The sequence below is a fragment of the Paramicrobacterium agarici genome (assembly GCF_002563955.1).
Classification (GTDB): domain Bacteria; phylum Actinomycetota; class Actinomycetes; order Actinomycetales; family Microbacteriaceae; genus Paramicrobacterium; species Paramicrobacterium agarici.
In genome coordinates, this window is record NZ_PDJE01000001.1 from 1,706,851 (window position 1) to 1,725,288 (window position 18,438).

The following is an 18,438-nucleotide window of genomic DNA, read 5'->3' on the forward strand; positions in this document are numbered from 1 at the left end:
TGGTTATGACGACGGGGCAGGCTTGTTCGCCTGCTGGTATGTGCGGAACGCCTCGAGAGTGGCGAGGCGATGGTTGCGGGCCGCCAGCTCGATGTCGATGGGCGCGGCGTTCTCTTCGATGAGTCGCAGGATGTTCTCGTGTTCGGCGACGGATTCGCGCGCGCGACCGGGAACAAAGCTGAACGTCGAGTCGCGCAGAGCACGCATGCGATTCCAGCCCCTGTGCACGAGCTCGAGAATGTGCGGGTTGGGGCACTCGTGGTACAGAATCGCGTGGAACTCCTTGTTGAGCTCGGTGAATCGGTGCGGGTTGAAGTCCTCGAGACTCGCAACCATGTCGTCGTTGATCTCGCGCGCTCTCGCCACGCGCTCCGGGGTCATGAGATGGGCGGTCAGCCGAGTCGCAGCTCCCTCGATGATCGCGAGAGATTCCATGGTGTGCACGTACTCGGCGATCTCGATCATGGCGACCTGCGCGCCGACATTGCGCTCGAACGTGACGAGACCCTCGGCCTCGAGCCGGCGGATGGCCTCCCGCACGGGGACGACGCTGACGTCGAGCTCACGGGCGATCTGCCCGAGGACGAGCCTGTAGCCGGGAACACAGCGCCCGTCTTCGATGCGCTCGCGGATCCACCGATACGCTCGCTCGGACTTGCTGACCGAGGCCGGCTGTTCTTCGTTCATTGCTGCGAGAGCCATGTCTGGTACCGCTCCTTCCACTCATCGTTCATGGGGAAGAGCCCTTCGATGCGCTCGCCGTTCGCCACCTGCTCTGCGGTCCACGCGTCCTTGCGCTCCTGGTCGTATGCGGCCTCGATGACCTCGCGCGCCAGGGGCGGGGGAACGACGATGACGCCGTCGTCGTCACCGACGATGAGATCGCCCGGCTGCACAGCAGCGCCGCCGCAGCCGATCGTGACGTCGGTCTCCCACGGCACGTGACGGCGACCGAGCACCGAGGGATGCGCGCCTCGCGAGAATGTCGGAATGTCAAAGCCCGCGACCTCCGAGAAGTCTCGGATGCCGCCATCGGTGACGATGCCCGAGGCGCCGCGCACCTGGGCACGCAGGGCGAGAACGTCTCCGACGGTGCCCGTTGCGCGTTCGCCGCGCGCCTCCATGACGAGGACCTCGCCGGGCTTGACGCTGTCGAACGCGCGCTTCTGCGCGTTGTAGCCGCCCCCGTGGCTCGCGAACAGGTCGGGTCGGAACGGAACGAAGCGTAGCGTGCGAGCGAGTCCGTACATTTTCGTGCCCGGACGGCTCGCGTGCACGCCCTCGATGAAGATGTCGACGTGACCGCGCTTTCGCAGCGCGGCACTGAGTGTTGCGACCGCCGTGGCGTCGAGCTTCTCGCGAAGGTCGACGGTGAGCTCGAACGCGTCGGGCTCCGTGAGACCCGCGGCCTCACGGTTGCCCCACGCTGCTTCGCGCTGAGCGTCTGTGGCCTTCGGCTTCTCGCCGGCGTCGCTGAACGGAACCTCTCCCGCAACGACGCGCGTCATCAGGCGGCCGCTGGACGGTGCGCCCGGTGCCGATGGGGCGTCGACCTCGACGACGACCTCGTCGCCCGGCTGCACGACGGAGGAGCCAGCAGGGGTTCCGGTGAGAATAATGTCTCCTGCGTGCAGGGTCATCATCTGCGACAGGTCGGCGACGAGCTGTCCGAAGGGGAAGAGAAGGCCAGCCGTCGTGTCGTCTTGCACGAGCTCATCGTTGACCCACGTGCGCACGCGAACCGCGGAAGGGTCTATCTGATCGGCGGGAATGACGTCGGGTCCCAGGGGTGTGTAGCCGTCGCCGCCCTTGGACCGCACGTTGGAGCCCTTGTCTGCTGCGCGAAAGTCGTAGAGCCCGAAGTCGTTCGCCGCGGTGATGCCGGAGACCGCTGCCCATCCTTCGTCGGGGGAGACCCGCCGCACGTCGGAGCCGATGATGAGCGCGATCTCGCCCTCGAAGGCGAGAAGCTCGGTGTCAGCGGGGCGCTCGATCGTTGCGCCAGAGGGGCTCAGTGACGACGCTGGTTTGAAGAAGTAGGAGGGGTGCGCGGGAATGCGCCCGCGCTGCTGTGCGCGTGAGCGATAGTTCAGGTGCACAGCGATGATTTTCGGTGCGGTCACCTCGTGGTTCATGACGGTCTCTCCTCATCGTGGACTGTCGTATTCCAAATAATATACGATTTACCGAGTTTCGGGAAGCTCAGTGACGGGGCGGATTGCGCCGTCTCTTGTCAGTAACTCGCCCGTTCCGATTCACCCTGCTCGCCGGGCAGCCACGCCGCCGCGAGAGCCTCACTTGCTCGGGCGAGCAGAGAGACGTCGGCGGCCACGAACACGAAGTCGACGCCCTCGCTCACGTGCTGCCGAGCCACCTCGGGAACGAACGCATTGATGCCGACGCTCACGCCCGCGTCTTTCATGGCGCGAATCGTCGACGAGACGGCCTCGGCCACAGCGGGGTGGCTCTGCTGACCGAGATGGCCCATGGATGCTGCCAGGTCAGCGGGCCCGATGAAGACGCCGTCAATGCCGTCGACCGCGGCAATCTCTCGCGCGTTGGCCACAGCATCCGCCGATTCGATCTGCACGTAGAGCGAGATCGTGTCGTCTGCGTCGTTCAGATACCCGTCGACGCGGTTCCACCGCGAGGCGCGGGCGAGAGCGCTTCCGACTCCGCGGACGCCTCGGGGAGGGTAGCGAACTGCTGCAACGGCCTTGGCAGCATCCTCTGCCGTATCGACCATGGGAACGAGCAGGTTCTGCACGCCGATGTCGAGGTACTGCTTGATGATCACGGGGTCGCACACAGGAACGCGCACGAGTGGCGTGACCGGGTACGCGGAGATCGCCTGAAGCTGCGACAGGATCGTCTCAAGCGTGTTGTGGCTGTGCTCCCCGTCGACGAGCAGCATGTCAAGTCCGCTCCCGGCGCAGATCTCGGCGTTGAGTGGACTTCCGCTGCTGATCCACATGCCCACGAGCGGACGGTCGGCACCGGCAAGGCGCTCGCGCAGTGTCGGGGGATGGCTTAGGCGAATCGGCATGTGATGGCTCCCAACTGGCCGTAATCGGCGTGGACGGTGTCGCCGCGCTCGACCCACATGGGGCGCGTGAACGAGCCGGCGAGAATGATCTCTCCTGCCTCGAGCCGGTCTCCGTGGTGCGCGAACTTGTTTGCGAGCCAGGCGACTCCGGATGCTGGATGATTCAGCACCGCGGCGGCGACGCCCGATTCTTCGATGGTCTCGTTGCGGTACAGGAGTGCGGAGACCCAGCGCAGGTCGACAGCGTCGACGGTGACGGGGTGGCCGCCGAGCACCATCGCGCCCATTGCCGCATTGTCGGAGATGGTGTCGACGATCGTGCGGCCTTGCATTTCAATGCGGGAGCTCAGCACTTCGAGCGCGGGAACGACGTACTCGGTCGCGCGGAGCACATCGAACAGGGAGCAGTTCGGCCCCTCGAGTGGTGAGCCGAGCACGAACGCCAGCTCGACTTCGATGCGCACGTTCGAGAAGCGGTCGAACTCGATCACCTGGCCGTTCTCGTAGACCATGTCGTCGAAGATGACGCCGTAGTCGGGCTCAGTGATTCCCGTCGCCTGCTGCATGACCTTCGATGTCAGCCCGATCTTTCGGCCGACGAGGCGGCGACCCGCGTCGATGCCGCGCTGCTTCCAGACGTTCTGCACAGCGTATGAATCCTCGATGGTCATGTCGCTGTACCGTTGCGTCAGCAGCGGGATCATCGACCGGCTTTTCTCGGCCCCGGCCAGCTCATCGGCGATGGAGACGATGTCGGAGTGCTCAAGCACGTGTGGCTCCACTTCGTTGTCGATAGCTCTCGCTGCAATCGTATACGATCGCGCGTCATCGTGGGAGAGCACTGCCGGGCATCGCGGAGAGGATCCCGGCCTGGCGGCAAGTCATCAGCGCATCACAAAGGGTGATGATATGATGCACTTATGCGCACGACGGTGACTCTCGACCCCGACGCGGACGCACGCGTCCGGGCGCTCATGAAAGAGCGCGGGCTCACCTTCAAGCAAGCGATCAACGCGGCGATCGTTGAAGGCGCCCCTCGGCGCGAAGCTGAGAGCATCGCGACGCCGACTTTTGCAATGGGCAGAGAGCGAGTTGACCTCGATCGAGCACTAGCGCTTTCGGGAGCCCTCGAAGACGATGAACTCGTGCGAAAGATGCGTCTCGGCAAATGAAAATTGTCGATGCGAACGTCTTGATCTACGCGGTCAATTCAGACTCACGTCATCACCACGAAGCGAAATCGTGGCTCGATGCCGCGCTTGCCGGTCCCACGACTCTCGGTTTGCCCTGGGTGTGCATTCTTGCGTTTCTGCGAATCTGCACGCACCCGTCCATCTTTGAGAATCCACTGACAGGCGACCAGGCGCTCGACATTGTCGATTCCTGGCTTGCACGGCCGAACGTGGTAAGTCCCGAGCCCGACGCGCGTCACACCGTGACCCTTCGCACCCTTATCGCGGAAACCGGCGTCGGCGGCAATCTCGTGAACGATGCCCACATTGCGGCTCTCGCCTTTCGTCACGACGCTTCGGTTGTCACTTTCGATCGTGACTTCAGTCGTTTTCCCGGCGTGAAGTGGGAGATTCCTTCACCGTAAGCAAAGACTGGGAGAAGCACACACCAGCCGCGTCCTAGGCGTGCGCAGGGGCGAAGAGCGCGCTGTTCTGCGCGATGACTTCTTCTTGATACGGCGCGCGTAGGGACTGCGTAATGCGGCAGTCAAGCAGCATGACGCCGTCGTCGCCCGACGCCACCCAGCGCTCGAACACGTCGAGGTCGTCGAGCGTGTTCACCGTGACAGCATCCGCCCCCACCGAGCGAGCGAGGCCCGCGAAGTCGACGCCCGAGATCATCATGGGGTGTGCGTCGAATCCCGCGAGCCCGTACAGGTGGATCTCGGCTCCGTACGCGGCATCGTTGTAGACGATGATCACTCCGCGCTTGACGGTGCGCACGGCCGACTCGAGATCGGCAAGGGCCATGAGCCCGCCGCCATCGCCCGTGCACAACACCGAAAACTCCTCAGGCCTCGCCGCCGCAGATCCCACAAGGCTCGGCAGCCCGAGACCGATCGACTGGAACGGGGTGCCCACCATGGCGAAGCGGTCGGGGGAGGCGACGTCGAAGTACTGGTTCACCCAGCCGAGAAAGTGCCCGCCGTCTGTGACCATGACGCGGTCGTCGGGAATGATTTCGTTCAGGCGCTTCGTGAGGCTGCGCGGGTCGAGCAGGCCGTCGGATGCTGCGCGGTCGCCGGGCTCACGCGTGGTGAGCGTCCCGTCGGCAAACCCCGTGACCGAGTCGCGCCAGCCCGACGATGCGGAATCGGCGAGTCGAGCGTTGAGGCCCTCGACAGCGGTACGTGCGTCGCCCGAGACGAAGACGTCGACGCGATCGCTCGTCGGCGCGTCTTCGATGTCGAGCTGCACGACGGTCGCATCGTCGCCGATGAGCGCGCCAAAGCGCATGGTGAACTGATTGAGGCCCGCGCCGATCACAAGAACCACGTCTGCGGTCGCGGCCAGCTGCATGGCGTTGTCTTGCCCGAAGCCTCCCGCAACTCCCAGGTCGTAGCGCGCGTCGAATTGACCGCGCCCGAGGGCCGAGGATGCTGTCAGGGCGCCGAGCCGCTCGGCCAGGTCGCGCATGGCGTTCGCGGCCCCCGAGAGGAACGCTCCGCGTCCGGCGAGCAGGAGCGGGCGGCGTGCTGCGCGCAGTGCGCGTGCCGCGACATCGAGATCGTGCGCGCGGGGAGGCTGTGGTGCGGGGACGGCGAGCGGCGCTGACGCGGTGTCGACAGCATCCAGCGCCTCGAGACCGCCCACATCGTAGGGAATTTCGAGAACGACCGCCGTGCGGTGCGTGAGCGCGTACTCCAGGGCGGCGCGCGTGCTCGCAACGGGGGAGTCCTGGCTAACGGTGACGACGTGGGCTCCGACTGCGCGGCAGAGCGCAGCCTGGTCGACATCCCAGGGGCGTAGACCGGTTGTGGGCGCTGCTCCCGTGACGAGCACGACGGGAGTGTGCGCCTTGACGGCTTCGGCGAGCGGCGTGATGGTGTTGGTGAACCCGGGGCCGTACGTCGACGTGGCGACGGCGATGCGTCCGCACGTGCGGTAGTACGCGTCGGCCGCCGCGACCGTGCCGGCCTCATGCCGCACGGCGGCGTAGCGAACCGGGGTGTCGGCGAGGGCGTCGAGCAGGTAGGCGTTGCCGTTGCCCATGACACCGAACATGTCGGTGACGCGGGCGGCGAGAGTCGTGGCGATGTGCGCAGAAACGGTGGGCATGGTGCTCCTTCGAGACGAACGGACGATTGAGATTTCCGTATATGTCTCGCGCACTGCGCTTCGTGCCCCTTTTTCGAGCACCGGGCTTCGTAACCCGGACATTTTCACTGTAACACCCGGTGCGCGTGGATGCGCTGTGACGCAACGTCGATGCGCCGCGGGGCAGTCGGACGCACGATCAGCGCGCGCCGGCGCTACACGAGCAGCTGGTGCTTGGCGAGGTCGCGGTAGAGGGGAACCTCCTGAACCAGCTCGGAGTGCGTCCCTGTGCCGATGACGCGACCGGAGTCGAGAACGACGATGCGGTCGCTGTCGACAACGGTCGAGAGACGGTGCGCGATCACGATGAGCGTGCGGTTCTCGGCGACCGCGTCGATGGCCTCGCGCATCTTCTGCTCGTTGACGCCGTCGAGGCTCGACGTCGACTCGTCGAGCAGCAGAATCGGGGGAGCGGCGAGGATCGACCGGGCAATCGCGAGGCGCTGGCGCTCGCCGCCGGAGAGCATAATGCCGTCTTCGCCGACGGGGGCGTCGAGGCCCAGCGGATTGCGCTCGAGCACGTCACCGAGGTTGACGGCGTGCAGCACGTCGATGCACTCCTGCGCACTCGCCGTGGGCGACGCGAGCAGGAGATTGTCGCGGATGCTGCCAGCGAGAACGGGGGCGTCTTGCTCGACGTAACCGATGCGCGAGCGCAAGTCGTCGCGATCGAGGGAGCGAATGTCCACGCCCCCGATGCGGATGCTGCCGCCCGTGACGTCGTAGAAGCGCTCAATAAGGCCGAGGATCGTGGACTTGCCTGCGCCGCTCGGGCCGACGAGCGCCGTGCGCGTGCCCCGTTCAACGTCGAAGCTCACGTTGCGCAGCACGACGCCGTCACGCACGCCCTCAGTCGGTCCTTCCGGTACACGTGACGTCGCACCCGTGAGCGGATCGGCCTGCTCGGCGTCGTCTTCGCGGTGCGCGCGAGCGACAGCATCCGGATACGAGAATGACACGCTCTGGAAGGCGATGGCGGGCGCGTCGGCCGCGGCAGTCCGGTCGTCGCTGAGGGAGACGGCGATGGCGGCATCCTTCTCGGTCTCGGATTCCAGACCCACGATCTCTTGAATGCGCCCGAGCGCGCCGAGGGCCAGATTCGTCGCGCTGATGGCACCGAACGCCTGCCCGAGCGGCATGATCATCATGAACAAGAAGAGAATGAAGGCGACGAGGTCGGCGATCTCAAGATTGCCGTTTGCGACGCGGAAGCCGCCGACGCCGAGCACGACGAGAAACGATGCCTGCATGGCAACGCCCGCGACGGGAACCACGAGCGCCGAGATCTTGGCGACGTTCACGCCCATGCGCCACGCGCCCACGGCCTCGGTCTGCACGGCCTCGATCTCTCGCGTCGTCGCTCCGGACGCGCGAATCGTGCGCACGGAACCGATTGCTCGCTCGAGCGCCGCCGTCAGGTCGCCGACCTTCTGCTGTGTGCGTGCACTCGCGACGCGAATGCGCCCGGCCAGTGCTCCGACCACGACGATAGACGCGGCGATGACGGCCGCCGTGAGCCCGAGTAGCACGGGATCGATGATGAGCATGGCGATGAGCGCCCCGACGAACGTGACGCTGCCGCCGATCGCCTCGACAAGTCCTTGCGTCAGTACGGCGCGCAGCAGTGTCGTGTCGCTGCCGACGCGCGAGACGAGGTCGCCGGTTCGGCGTGCATCGAACTGGGCGATGGGCAGGTGCAGCATGCGGGCGATGAGCGTGCGCCTGCTCGACAGCACGACGCCCTCGCCCATGCGCTGCAGCAGATAGTGCTGGTACCCCGAGATCAGGGCAGAAGCGACGACAAGCGCGACGAGTGCCCAGACGAGCCATCCGAGCGGCTGCGAGTGCTCGACGAGCTGAATGACCTGACTGACGAGCAGCGGCTGCGCGAGCGATGCGGCTGCTCCCAGAACGCCCAGCACGAGTGCGGCGACGAGGGGGGCCTTGTGCTCGAACAGGTAGGGAAGCAGCTGGCGGAATGTCGCGCGGGGCCCGTCGTCGGACGGTCGGGCGAAGGGGGAGCGGCGGGATGCTGACGGTGAGCTCATGCGGACTCTCGACGAGTGGATAGAAGCACTCGACTCTATCGATCAAGGCTTTGAGAATGGCGAGTGCCGCCGCGTGCGTTCCCGGCATACCCTGACAGAGAACGGATGCTGGAGGAGCGCACATGCACATCGAATCACTCAAACCGGGAGAGATCTTCGTGTTCGGGTCCAACGCTTCCGGGGCCCACGGTGCCGGGGCGGCCCTGACCGCGTACGAGAAGTTCGGAGCCGTGTGGGGTCAGGGCTCAGGACTGCAGGGTCAGTCGTACGGCATCGACACCATGAGCGGGATCGACGTCATGCGACGCGAGGCCGCCGAGTTCGTCGCGTTTGCGCGACAGCATCCGAATCTGACGTTTCTGCTGACGCCCGTCGGCTGCGGAATCGCCGGGTTCGCGCCCTCCGAGGTCGCGCCGCTCTTCGCCGATGCACCGCACAACGTCGTGCTCCCCGAGTCGTTCCGCGAGGTGATCGGGGCACCCGATGCCGCCGCACGAGGTGGTGCAGAGCACAGGCAGGAGTACTGGGACAACCGCTACGGCGAACGCGAGCGCATGTGGTCGGGGCGCGTGAACGGCGTGCTTGCGGATATCGCGACGCCGGTTCAGCCGGGAACGGCACTCGATCTCGGCTGCGGGGAGGGTGCCGACTCGCTGTGGCTCGCCGAGCGAGGGTGGACGGTCACGGGCGTCGACGTCTCTGCCGTCGCTCTCGAGCGGGCTGCTGGCGAAGCGCGAGCGAGAGGAACGGATGCTGTCACCTGGCAGCACGCTGACCTCGAGACCTGGGAGCCGGACGGCAGCTTCGATCTCGTGTCGGCGTGCTTTCTGCAGGCTCCGGAGGACTTCGGTCGCGCGGGCGTTCTGCATCGCACGAGCCGACACGTGCGGCAGGGCGGGCACATGCTGATCGTGTCGCACGCTGCGATGCCACCGTGGTCGCGTCACCACGACCACGCGGATATGCCGACGCTGCAGAGCGAACTGGCCGCGGTGGGCGCCGACGCTGATTGGGACGTCGTGGTAGCCGAAACGCGCGGACGGCAGGCGACGAGCCCCGACGGCGACGAGGTCACGGTCGACGACAACGTCGTGCTGCTGCGCCGCCGCTGACGGCTTCTCAAACGGTGCGCCCGCCGGGGCTCGAACCCGGGACCCGCGGATTAAAAGTCCGATGCTCTACCAACTGAGCTACAGGCGCCGACCTTCTTAATCTACAGGTCTTTGCTGGATGTTGTGACCACGCCAGGCGCGTCTCGCGGGAGTACCGTTGGTGTCAGTCCCGACGCATTCGAGGAGAACGGTTCTTGCGAGACTTTCATAAACCGGCGCGGTACCCGGCGGCGGCATTCGAGAACATCCCGGGTGGCATTGACCCGGCCGAATCGAGCCGCATCGCGCACGAAACGGCGAGGGCGCTGCTTGCGCGCGTTCGTGACGAAGGAGATTCTCGCATCGTCGAGCGCGTCGTCGCGTACACGGACGAGCACGGGATCGACACGATCGCCGAACTCTGGTCGCACGCGACGAGCCGCAGCCTCCCCGGGTGCCTGTGGCGCATCTATCTCCTGCGCATGCAGGTGCGTGAGGATCCGCACGGGACGGGACTGGTCTTTCAGCGTGGAACCGAAGTGCTTCGCACGATCGATCCCGTCGTCGCCGGAGCATCCGACCCGACAGGCCCCACCGAGATCATCGATCTTGCCGACCGCATTCTGCGCGGAGTCTTCGAAGGCGATTTCACGATCGCTCTCGACCGCGCCGCCGCCTACTGCCGTGTCTGCGCCGCCGGATGCACCAGCATCGCGGACGACCTCGAGTCCACGGAGCCAGAGCGCGCGAGCGATCTCACACAGAGGGCGCTCCGCCTGTCGACGTACGCCGCCGATCTGTCGTCAGCAGCACGGTTGTGGTGGCGAGACGAGCTCGACTGAGCACCGCAACATCCGCTGGGAATATCTGCGGAACCGGTGCGTTACACTTTTTCGTGGCCGGGCCGCTAACCCCGGGCTCCAACATTTGCCGCTTCGAGCGGCCTTCCGCCGAGAGGCGTTCAGCGGCCCGGTCCTTTTGTGTCTCGGCGTGGTTCGGGCTCGCCGCGGGCATGCAGGGGGCTCACCGCGTGGTCGTGAGAAGCTTGTGAACGTGAGCAACGAGAATCACGCGCCCTTACAGGACGGGCCGACGACCAAATCGGGTAAGAGCGCGCCCTCCCAGGTCAGCGAGACCGACTGGAAACAACACAAGGCCAAGCGGCGGGCTGCCAAGAAGGCTGAGAAGAAGTGGTTCTCGCGACCCGTGGCGCTGGTTGTCTCGGTCGTCGCCGTCTGCGTGTCTGTCGCTGTCGCAAGCGGCGTCGTCGGACTCGTCGAGAATGGAAATCAGCTTCCGCAGGCGCTGACCCTCGCGCAGGTAAATGCCCAGACCGATGTGACGCGCTCGGAGGTCGTGCTCGACACGATCGACAACGAGACGGCGACTCTCGTGTGGTCGCGCCATGTGGAGTCGGCTGTCGTCATCGTCGAGGGGCTCTCGAGGCTCGACAACAGCTCCTACCGCGTCTGGTATGAGACAGCGGGAGAGTACACGCCCGTGGGCGAGCTCACGGTCACCCACGATGGCTCGGAAGTCTGGGCGGCGCTCTCGGGAGACGTGCGGTCCGCGCAGACGGTCGTCATCACGATCGATCCGGCCGACGCCACAGAGCCCGGTCCCGACGTCGTCGCCGAGATCAGGCTCTGATCGGCATTATCCGAACCGGCCGGAGACGTAATCCTCTGTCGCCTGAACGCTCGGCTGCGTGAAGATCGTGTCAGTGTCGTCGAACTCGATGAGCTTTCCGGGCTTGCCCGTTCCGGCGATGTTGAAGAACGCCGTGCGGTCGGAGACGCGTGATGCCTGCTGCATGTTGTGCGTCACGATCACGATCGTGTACTGCTCCTTCATCTCTTCGATGAGGTCTTCGATCGCGAGCGTCGAGATCGGGTCGAGGGCCGAGCACGGCTCGTCCATCAGCAGAACGTCGGGCTCCACGGCGATGGCGCGCGCGATGCAGAGACGCTGCTGCTGCCCGCCCGAAAGACCTGAACCTGGCTTGTCCAGCCGGTCCTTCACCTCCGTCCAGAGATTCGCTCCGCGAAGGGCCTTCTCTGTGAGAGCATCCTGATCGGATTTGGACATGCGCTGGTTGTTGAGTCGGACTCCCGCGAGCACATTCTCTTTGATGGACATTGTGGGGAACGGGTTCGGGCGCTGGAACACCATGCCGATCTGGCGGCGCACCGCGACCGGGTCGACGCCGGGGTCGTACAGGTTGTTGCCGTCGATGAGCACATCGCCCTCGACGTAGGCGCCCGGAATGACCTCGTGCATGCGGTTGAGGGTGCGCAGGAAGGTCGACTTGCCGCATCCGGACGGCCCGATGAAGGCGGTGACGCTGCGCGGTTCGATGGTGAGGGTGACATCTTCGACGGCACGAAAGGCGCTGTAGTAGACGTTGAGGTCTTTGACTTCGATTCTCTTGGACACGTTATTCCTTAGCGTCAGCGGCCCGACTTCGGGGCGAAGTACCGGGCAATGATTCGGGCGACGATGTTGAGAAGCATCACGATCAGAATGAGCGTGAGCGCACCGGCCCACGCACGATCGAGGTAGGCCTGGGCCTCGAGTCCCTGGCTCACATACGAGTTGTAGACGGCGACAGGGAGGCTCTGCATGCGGCCCTCAAGAAGGCTGTAGTTCATGTTGTTCGTGAAGCCGGCGGCGATGAGCAGCGGCGCCGTCTCGCCGATCACCCGGGCGACGGCGAGCATGACTCCCGTTGTGATTCCCGCAATCGCGGTCGGCAGCACAACCTTGAGGATCATGAGCCATCGCGGAACACCGAGCGCGAGCGCAGCCTCGCGGAGCTCGTTGGGAACCACCTTGAGCATGTCTTCGCTCGAGCGGACGACGACGGGGATCATGATCACCGCGAGCGAGACCGCGCCCGCAAGGCCGATCTTCGTGCCCGGGCCGAAGATGAGGGCAAACAGTGCGTAGGCGAAGAGCCCGGCGACGATGGAGGGGATGCCGGTCATGACATCGACGAGGAAGGTGATGGCGCGAGCGAGAGCGCCACGGCCGTACTCGACGAGGTAGATCGACGTGAGCAGTCCGACCGGAACGGAGATGAGCGTCGCCGTGAGCGTCATCAGAACGGTACCGACGATGGCGTGGATGAATCCGCCGCCCTCGCCGACGATATTGCGCATCGACCACGTGAAGAACGTGGCGTCGAAGCGCGCTGAGCCGTTGACGATGACCGTGGCGACGAGGGAGATGAGCGGCGCGAGCGCGACCAGGAACGCAGCGCTCACGAGCGTGGTGATGACGCGGTCCTTCGCACGGCGTGTTCCCTCGACGAACAGCGAGGAGACGAAAAGCAGCACGGCGTAGAGAAGAGCGCCGATGATGACGGCACCGGTGATGTTGATTCCGTCCGTCGCCCCCGCGGCAGCGAGCAGCGCGAAGCTGGCGAACGAGATCACCATGGACCCGGCCAGGATCAGCCATGGCGCGGGTTTCGCGAGGCGTCCGCTGGCGTAGACGTTGGGAACTGCGGTCTGTGTCATCAGTTCGCTCCCGAGAATTCCTTGCGGCGGGCGACGATCCACCGGGCGATCATGTTGATGATGAGGGTGATCGCGAAGAGCAGGAGGCCCGTCGCGATGAGTGCGTCGACATTGAGGCCGAACGCCTCGGGGAAGCTCAACGCGATATTCGCCGCGATGGTGCCGGGGTTGGCGGACGTGAGCACCTTGAACGTGATGCCGCCCGAGGCCGAGAGCACCATGGCGACGGCCATGGTCTCGCCCAGGGCGCGTCCGAGGCCGAGCATGGATGCTGAGACGATTCCCGAGCGTCCGAAGGGGAGCACCGCCATGCGAATCATCTCCCAGCGCGTCGCCCCGAGAGCCAGCGCTGCCTCTTCGTGAAGGACGGGAGTCTGCAGGAACAGTTCGCGGCACAGCGCCGTGATCACCGGAAGGACCATGACAGCGAGCACGATCGCAGCCGTCATCATGGTGCGGCCCGTTCCGGAGACGGGCGGTGCGAAGAGCGGAAACCAGCCCATGTTCGCGGTCAGCCATGCGTACACGGGCTGAATGGCCGGGGCGAGGACGTTGGCTCCCCAGAGACCGAAGACCACGGAGGGCACGGCGGCCAGCAGATCGATGACGTACCCGAGCGCCTGGGCGAGCCGTCGTGGCGCGTAGTGGGAGATGAAGAGGGCGATGCCGACGGAGACCGGAACCGCCATGAGAAGTGCGAGGAACGCCGCCCACACGGTGCCGAATGCCAGCGGCGCGACGTACGTCCAGAAGGTGCCGCCGTCGAAGAGAGAGATCTCGTCTGGATCGGCGACGAGCGCAGGGAATCCCTGCATGATGAGGAACGCGGCAACGGCGGCGAGCGTTGCGAGGATCAGCGTTCCCGCGGTGAGCGCGGAACCGGAGAAGATCCGGTCACCGAGTCGCTTTGTCGCGGGCCTTCGGGTGCGGGGCGACGCTGTCGACGAAGTCATTCGAAAGTGGTGTCCTGTTGGGTCGTGAGGGAGCGGGCGTGCAGGTGGCCCGACGCTCCGTGCGGGCGCCGGGCCACCGCGCCGTGGTTACTTGATTGCCTCGACGGCTGCCGAAGCCTTCTCGAAGAGCGTGCTCGAGATCGGAGCGGTTCCGGCGGCCTCCTGTGAGGTGGCCTGTCCTTCTTCGCTGATCACGTAGCTGAGGTACGCCTTTGTCAGCTCCGCTGCCTCGGCGTCCTGGTACTCGTTGCATGCGATCAGGTAGCTGACGAGAACGATCGGGTAAACGCCCGACTCGGTTGACGAGCGGTCGAGCTCGATCGCGAGGTCGCCCTCATCGCGGCCCTCGGCGAACGGCGACGCGTCGACGATTGCCGCAGCTGCCTCAGCGGAGTACGGCACGTACTCGTCGCCGACCTTGATCGCGACGGTCCCGAGGTCGCCTGCGCGGGATGCATCGGCGTAGCCGATGGTTCCGGTGCCGTTGGTCACGGCGTCGATCACGCCAGAGGTTCCCTGTGCGCCCTCGCCGCCCTGGTATGGCCAGGTTTCGCCGGCTTCAGCGTCCCACACGTCGCCAGCAGCTGCGTGGAGGTAGTCGGTGAAGTTCTCTGTCGTCCCCGACTCGTCGGAGCGGTGCACGGCGGTGATGGCCTGATCGGGCAAGTCCGCATCGGGGTTCTGACTGACGATGGCTTCGTCCGTCCAGTTGTTGATGTCGCCCTTGAAGATGCCGGCGAGCGTTGCCGCGTCGAGGTTAAGGCTGTCGACCCCCTCGATGTTGAAGACGATGGCGATGGGGGAGATGTACGCGGGGATCTCGATGATTCCCGTGTCGGGCGTGCACGAGGCGAACTCACCGCTGGAGATCTCCTCTGTCGTGAAGGCGGCGTCGGAACCGGCGAACGAGCTGGCGCCCGCCATGAAGTTCTCACGGCCCGCGCCCGAGCCCTCAGGAGCGTACTCGACCGTGACGTCGGGGTTTGCCTCCTGGAAGGCGGCGACCCATGCCTCTTGGGCCGCTTGCTGCGATGATGCGCCGCCGCCGACGAGTGTGCCCGAGAGTGACGAGTCGGCACCGGAGTTGTTCGCCGAGCTCTCATTCGCCGCACACGAGGTGAGCAGGAGTGACGCGGCTGCGGCCACGGCGAGTGGGAAGCCGTAACGCTTGATGTTCACAGGTTTGAGCCTTTCGCTGATAACAGGACGTGGTGGGGCTTTTCGGCCCTACCGCTGGTCACGCTAAGCAGGTCGTGTGACGAGCGTCCCTCAGCGGAGTAAACGAAAGGTGAACGGAAGGCGTCTACTCAGTCACGAGTGGGGTGGGTCTCGATTGTGATGATGCCGGAGCCGGGGTTTGTTGCCGACAGATGAACGATTGAGAACTCGCCGGTTCCGAGCGCCGCGGCATCACGCAGGTACGATCCGTCGAGCGTTCCGGTGGCGAGCGCGATCTCGCGAAGGATGTCCGGGATCACGGGACCGTGGCTGCACACGACGGCGGTCTTGCGCTTGCGTATGCGCTTGCCGATGACACTGCGCACGTCGCTCGTGCCCTCTTCCCACGCGTCTTGACTCAAGGCATCTGTGTGCTTCGGCTCGATGCCGCTCGCCGCCGCGAGCGGGGCCACAGTCGTGACACAGCGCACCGCGCTGCTCGTGACGATCTTCTTCGGGTTCAGCGCAAGGATCGAGGGAACCGCGGATGCCGCCTGGCGCACGCCCTTCGGCGTCAGCGGGCGGGATGCATCGGAGCCGTCCCAGTCGCCGCGTGCTGTCGCTTTCGCATGGCGCAGCACGATGAGGGCGAACGTGGCGGTCACTCCCTCGTCGACCAGGTCCGCGAAGCGGGCGACGACGTCGACATCCTGCGGGTAGGTGAGATACCGCTGCGCACGGTCGAGCGATACCCATTCCTGAGCGGCAACCTCTCCGTTGGGCACGAATGTCGACTTCTGCACGGCCCGCTCTGTCACCTCGGCGGCCCAGTAGTGCACGAACTTATCGCGACCGGAGCCCAGCGTGTAGTGAGAGATGCCGACGGGAACGCCGAGCGTGACGTCGAAGCCTGTCTCTTCTTTCACCTCGCGCACGGCGGTCTGCGGAAGGGATTCACCGGGATCGACCTTGCCCTTCGGCAGTGTGACATCGCCCTGCTTCGTGCGATGGATGACAAGCACGCGCACCTCGCCGGCGATCTCGCGCCAGCACAGTGCGCCGGCCGCGAAGACGGCCTTCTCGTGTCGGCTCATCGACCGCTTCGCCTCCGCTTTCTGCGCGACACCGCTTGCATGAGCTCGTCTTGAAGGCTGCGCAGCGGCCGCCCGTCGGTGTCGAAAGCATGTCTTGTCCAGGTGCCGTCGGGCTCCAGCCACCACGACGACATGCTGTCATCCATGGCCATGTCGAGCATCGTGTCGATCTGCTCGATGTGGTTGGTGTCGGCGAGGCTCACCAGCACCTCGACGCGGCGATCGAGGTTGCGGTGCATCATGTCGGCGCTTCCGATGTACGTCGTGTGCTCGCCATTGTTCTCGAAGGCGAAGATGCGCGAATGCTCGAGGTAGCGCCCCACGATGGAGCGCACCCGGATCGTCTCGCTCAAGCCGGGTACGCCTGGCCGCAGGCCGCAGATGCCGCGCACCCACACGTCGACGGGAACACCCGCCTGGCTCGCGCGGTACAGCGCATCGATGATGGCCTCGTCGACGATGGAATTCACCTTGATCCGGATGCCGCTGGGCTTTCCGGCCTCGGCGTTGCGACGTTCCTTCTCGATCAGCTTCAGCAGGCCCTTGCGCAGGTGCAGCGGCGCCACGAGGAGCCGGTTGAACTTCTTCTCGATCGCGTAGCCCGACAGCTCGTTGAACAAGCGCGTCAGGTCCATGCCGACCTGGTCATCCGCGGTGAACAGCCCGATGTCTTCGTACACGCGACTGGTCTTGGGGTTGTAGTTTCCCGTTCCGATATGCGAGTAATGCCGCAGCTTGCCTCCCTCGTGCCTGATCACGAGTGCGAGCTTGCAGTGCGTCTTGAGTCCGACGAGTCCGTAGACGACGTGGACGCCGGCCTTCTCGAGCTTTCGCGCCCATTCGATGTTGTTCTGCTCGTCGAATCGAGCCTTGATCTCGACGAGCGCGAGCACCTGCTTTCCGGCCTCAGCGGCGTCGATCAGCGCCTCGACGATGGGGGAATCGCCCGACGTGCGGTAGAGCGTCTGCTTGATCGCCAGCACGTGGGGGTCGGCGGCGGCTTGCTCGAGAAACTCCTGCACGCTCGTCGCGAACGACTCGTAGGGGTGGTGCACCATCACGTCGCGACGGGAGATCGCCGCGAACAGGTCGGCCTTTCCGTTGGGCTCCGGCGGGCGAAAATCGAGAGCCGTGTTCGGCACGCGCCTCGGGTACTTCAGGTCGGGCCTGTCGATCTTGGCAACCTCGAACAGGCCGCCGAGGTCGAGCGGGCCCGGGAGCCGGTAGACCTCCTGCGCCGTGATGTCGAGCTCTCTCACGAGCAGATCGAGCGTCTGGTCGTCCATGTCGTCAGTGACCTCAAGGCGGATGGGCGGCCCGAATCGGCGACGCAGCAGCTCGCGCTCGAGCGCCTGAATGAGGTTCTCCGATTCGTCTTCCTCGATCTCGATGTCTTCGTTTCGCGTCACGCGGAAGACGTGATGATCGATGACCTCCATGCCCGAGAACAGCGCGTCGAGGTGCTGCGAGATGAGGTCTTCGAGGGCGATGTAGCGAATGTGATCGACAGACTCGCGGTGATCAACGCGCACGAAGCGCGGAAGCATCTGTGGCACCTTGATGCGCGCGAACTCCTGGCGGCCGGTGCGCGTATTGCGCACCCGCACCGAGAGGTTGAGCGAGAGCCCCGAGATGTACGGGAAGGGATGTGCCGGATCGACCGCCAGCGGCATCAGCACGGGGAAGATCTGCCCGGCAAAGTAATCGCTCAGGTAATCGTGGTCGCTGTCATCGAGCGTCTCCCAGCTGACGATGCTGATGCCAGCGCTCTGCAGCTGCGGCTCGATTGACGAGTGCCATGTGTCGGCGTGCCGCTTCTGCAGCTCGTGCGCGCGCTCGGAGATCTCGTCGAGCACGTCCTTCGGTGACCGTCCGACGTTCGTCGGCACCGCGAGCCCCGTGACGATGCGGCGGCGCAGTCCGGCGACTCGAACCATGAAGAACTCGTCGAGGTTGCTCGCGAAGATCGCGAGAAAGTTCACGCGTTCGAGAACGGGGAGGGTCTCGTCTTCGGCGAGCTCGAGCACCCGCTGGTTGAACGCGAGCCAGCTGATCTCCCGATCGAGGTACCGGTCGTCTGGCAGCCCGGCGTCTTCATCGCCCACCATCGGGTCGAAGTCATCGTCGTCGCGATCGATGGCTGAGTCGTTGACGAAATCGGTAGGTGCCATTGTCTTATCTTGGCATCACGCTCGTGC

General features: G+C 65.3%; 17 protein-coding genes and 1 tRNA gene. 5 read left to right on the top strand and 13 right to left on the bottom strand.

The annotated features are described in order from the left end of the window. Positions 1 to 3 precede the first annotated feature (3 nt). The 4 genes from ATJ78_RS08370 to hpaH form a co-directional block, all read right to left on the bottom strand. A complete protein-coding gene (locus ATJ78_RS08370) occupies positions 4 to 702 on the bottom strand; it encodes a GntR family transcriptional regulator (protein ID WP_098407178.1) in 699 nt (232 codons plus the stop codon). Beyond that, positions 684 to 2,135: a fumarylacetoacetate hydrolase family protein gene (locus ATJ78_RS08375; RefSeq protein ID WP_098407179.1), complete on the bottom strand. Its 1,452-nt coding sequence runs from the start codon at positions 2,133 to 2,135 to the stop codon at positions 684 to 686. The genes ATJ78_RS08370 and ATJ78_RS08375 overlap by 19 nt, the downstream gene beginning before the upstream one ends. Positions 2,136 to 2,233: 98 nt before the next feature. Next, complete coding sequence (locus ATJ78_RS08380; RefSeq protein WP_098407180.1) at positions 2,234 to 3,046, bottom strand: HpcH/HpaI aldolase family protein; 813 nt, start codon at positions 3,044 to 3,046, stop codon at positions 2,234 to 2,236. Further along, positions 3,031 to 3,816: a 2-oxo-hept-4-ene-1,7-dioate hydratase gene (gene hpaH / locus ATJ78_RS08385; RefSeq protein ID WP_098409287.1), complete on the bottom strand. Its 786-nt coding sequence runs from the start codon at positions 3,814 to 3,816 to the stop codon at positions 3,031 to 3,033. Before hpaH ends, ATJ78_RS08380 begins: the two co-directional genes overlap by 16 nt. Before the next feature lie 150 nt (positions 3,817 to 3,966). Between hpaH and ATJ78_RS08390 the strand changes: the two genes are divergently transcribed. Together ATJ78_RS08390 and ATJ78_RS16295 are read left to right on the top strand one after the other, a co-directional pair. Beyond that, entirely contained in the window at positions 3,967 to 4,218 is a 252-nt protein-coding gene (locus ATJ78_RS08390) for an antitoxin (protein WP_098407181.1), read from the top strand. After that, on the top strand, positions 4,215 to 4,643 hold the full coding sequence (locus ATJ78_RS16295; protein ID WP_098407182.1) for a type II toxin-antitoxin system VapC family toxin: 429 nt from the start codon (positions 4,215 to 4,217) through the stop codon (positions 4,641 to 4,643). Before ATJ78_RS08390 ends, ATJ78_RS16295 begins: the two co-directional genes overlap by 4 nt. Positions 4,644 to 4,677: 34 nt before the next feature. On the opposite strand, the gene ATJ78_RS08400 is transcribed toward ATJ78_RS16295, so the two are convergent. After that, positions 4,678 to 6,336, bottom strand: a complete 1,659-nt coding sequence (locus ATJ78_RS08400; protein WP_098407183.1) for a thiamine pyrophosphate-binding protein — start codon at positions 6,334 to 6,336, stop codon at positions 4,678 to 4,680. 194 nt (positions 6,337 to 6,530) lie between these two features. Next, the gene (locus tag ATJ78_RS08405) at positions 6,531 to 8,423 is read right to left on the bottom strand and encodes an ABC transporter ATP-binding protein (protein ID WP_098407184.1); all 1,893 of its coding nucleotides are present in this window, start codon (positions 8,421 to 8,423) and stop codon (positions 6,531 to 6,533) included. A 122-nt stretch (positions 8,424 to 8,545) separates the two neighbouring features. On the opposite strand from ATJ78_RS08405, the gene ATJ78_RS16090 reads away from it, so the two are divergent. Then, positions 8,546 to 9,535, top strand: a complete 990-nt coding sequence (locus ATJ78_RS16090) for an A1S_2505 family phage non-structural protein (protein WP_245836256.1) — start codon at positions 8,546 to 8,548, stop codon at positions 9,533 to 9,535. Between the two features lie 15 nt (positions 9,536 to 9,550). On the opposite strand, the gene ATJ78_RS08420 is transcribed toward ATJ78_RS16090, so the two are convergent. Next, positions 9,551 to 9,623, bottom strand: a tRNA-Lys gene (locus ATJ78_RS08420). Positions 9,624 to 9,729: 106 nt separating this feature from the next. On the opposite strand from ATJ78_RS08420, the gene ATJ78_RS08425 reads away from it, so the two are divergent. Together ATJ78_RS08425 and ATJ78_RS15960 are read left to right on the top strand one after the other, a co-directional pair. Further along, complete coding sequence (locus ATJ78_RS08425; RefSeq protein WP_098407185.1) at positions 9,730 to 10,356, top strand: DNA-directed RNA polymerase subunit beta; 627 nt, start codon at positions 9,730 to 9,732, stop codon at positions 10,354 to 10,356. 211 nt (positions 10,357 to 10,567) lie between these two features. Continuing rightward, a complete protein-coding gene (locus ATJ78_RS15960) occupies positions 10,568 to 11,164 on the top strand; it encodes an anti-sigma factor domain-containing protein (protein WP_169923430.1) in 597 nt (198 codons plus the stop codon). A gap of 6 nt (positions 11,165 to 11,170) precedes the next feature. Here ATJ78_RS15960 and pstB read toward each other — a convergent pair whose 3' ends face one another. The 6 genes from pstB to ATJ78_RS08460 form a co-directional block, all read right to left on the bottom strand. After that, positions 11,171 to 11,950 (bottom strand): phosphate ABC transporter ATP-binding protein PstB, encoded by a 780-nt coding sequence (pstB, locus tag ATJ78_RS08435; RefSeq protein ID WP_098407187.1) that lies wholly within the window; start codon positions 11,948 to 11,950, stop codon positions 11,171 to 11,173. A 14-nt stretch (positions 11,951 to 11,964) separates the two neighbouring features. Continuing rightward, on the bottom strand, positions 11,965 to 13,035 hold the full coding sequence (pstA, locus tag ATJ78_RS08440) for a phosphate ABC transporter permease PstA (protein WP_098407188.1): 1,071 nt from the start codon (positions 13,033 to 13,035) through the stop codon (positions 11,965 to 11,967). Then, a complete protein-coding gene (pstC, locus tag ATJ78_RS08445) occupies positions 13,035 to 13,988 on the bottom strand; it encodes a phosphate ABC transporter permease subunit PstC (protein WP_098407189.1) in 954 nt (317 codons plus the stop codon). The genes pstA and pstC overlap by 1 nt, the downstream gene beginning before the upstream one ends. Positions 13,989 to 14,075: 87 nt before the next feature. Next, positions 14,076 to 15,167: a phosphate ABC transporter substrate-binding protein PstS gene (locus ATJ78_RS08450; protein WP_098407190.1), complete on the bottom strand. Its 1,092-nt coding sequence runs from the start codon at positions 15,165 to 15,167 to the stop codon at positions 14,076 to 14,078. Positions 15,168 to 15,295: 128 nt separating this feature from the next. Then, positions 15,296 to 16,240 carry an NUDIX hydrolase gene (locus ATJ78_RS08455; RefSeq protein ID WP_098407191.1) on the bottom strand — a complete coding sequence of 315 codons (945 nt, stop codon included), beginning with the start codon at positions 16,238 to 16,240 and terminating at the stop codon, positions 15,296 to 15,298. Next, a complete protein-coding gene (locus ATJ78_RS08460) occupies positions 16,237 to 18,411 on the bottom strand; it encodes an RNA degradosome polyphosphate kinase (RefSeq protein ID WP_098407192.1) in 2,175 nt (724 codons plus the stop codon). The genes ATJ78_RS08455 and ATJ78_RS08460 overlap by 4 nt, the downstream gene beginning before the upstream one ends. Between the last annotated feature and the right edge of the window lie 27 nt (positions 18,412 to 18,438).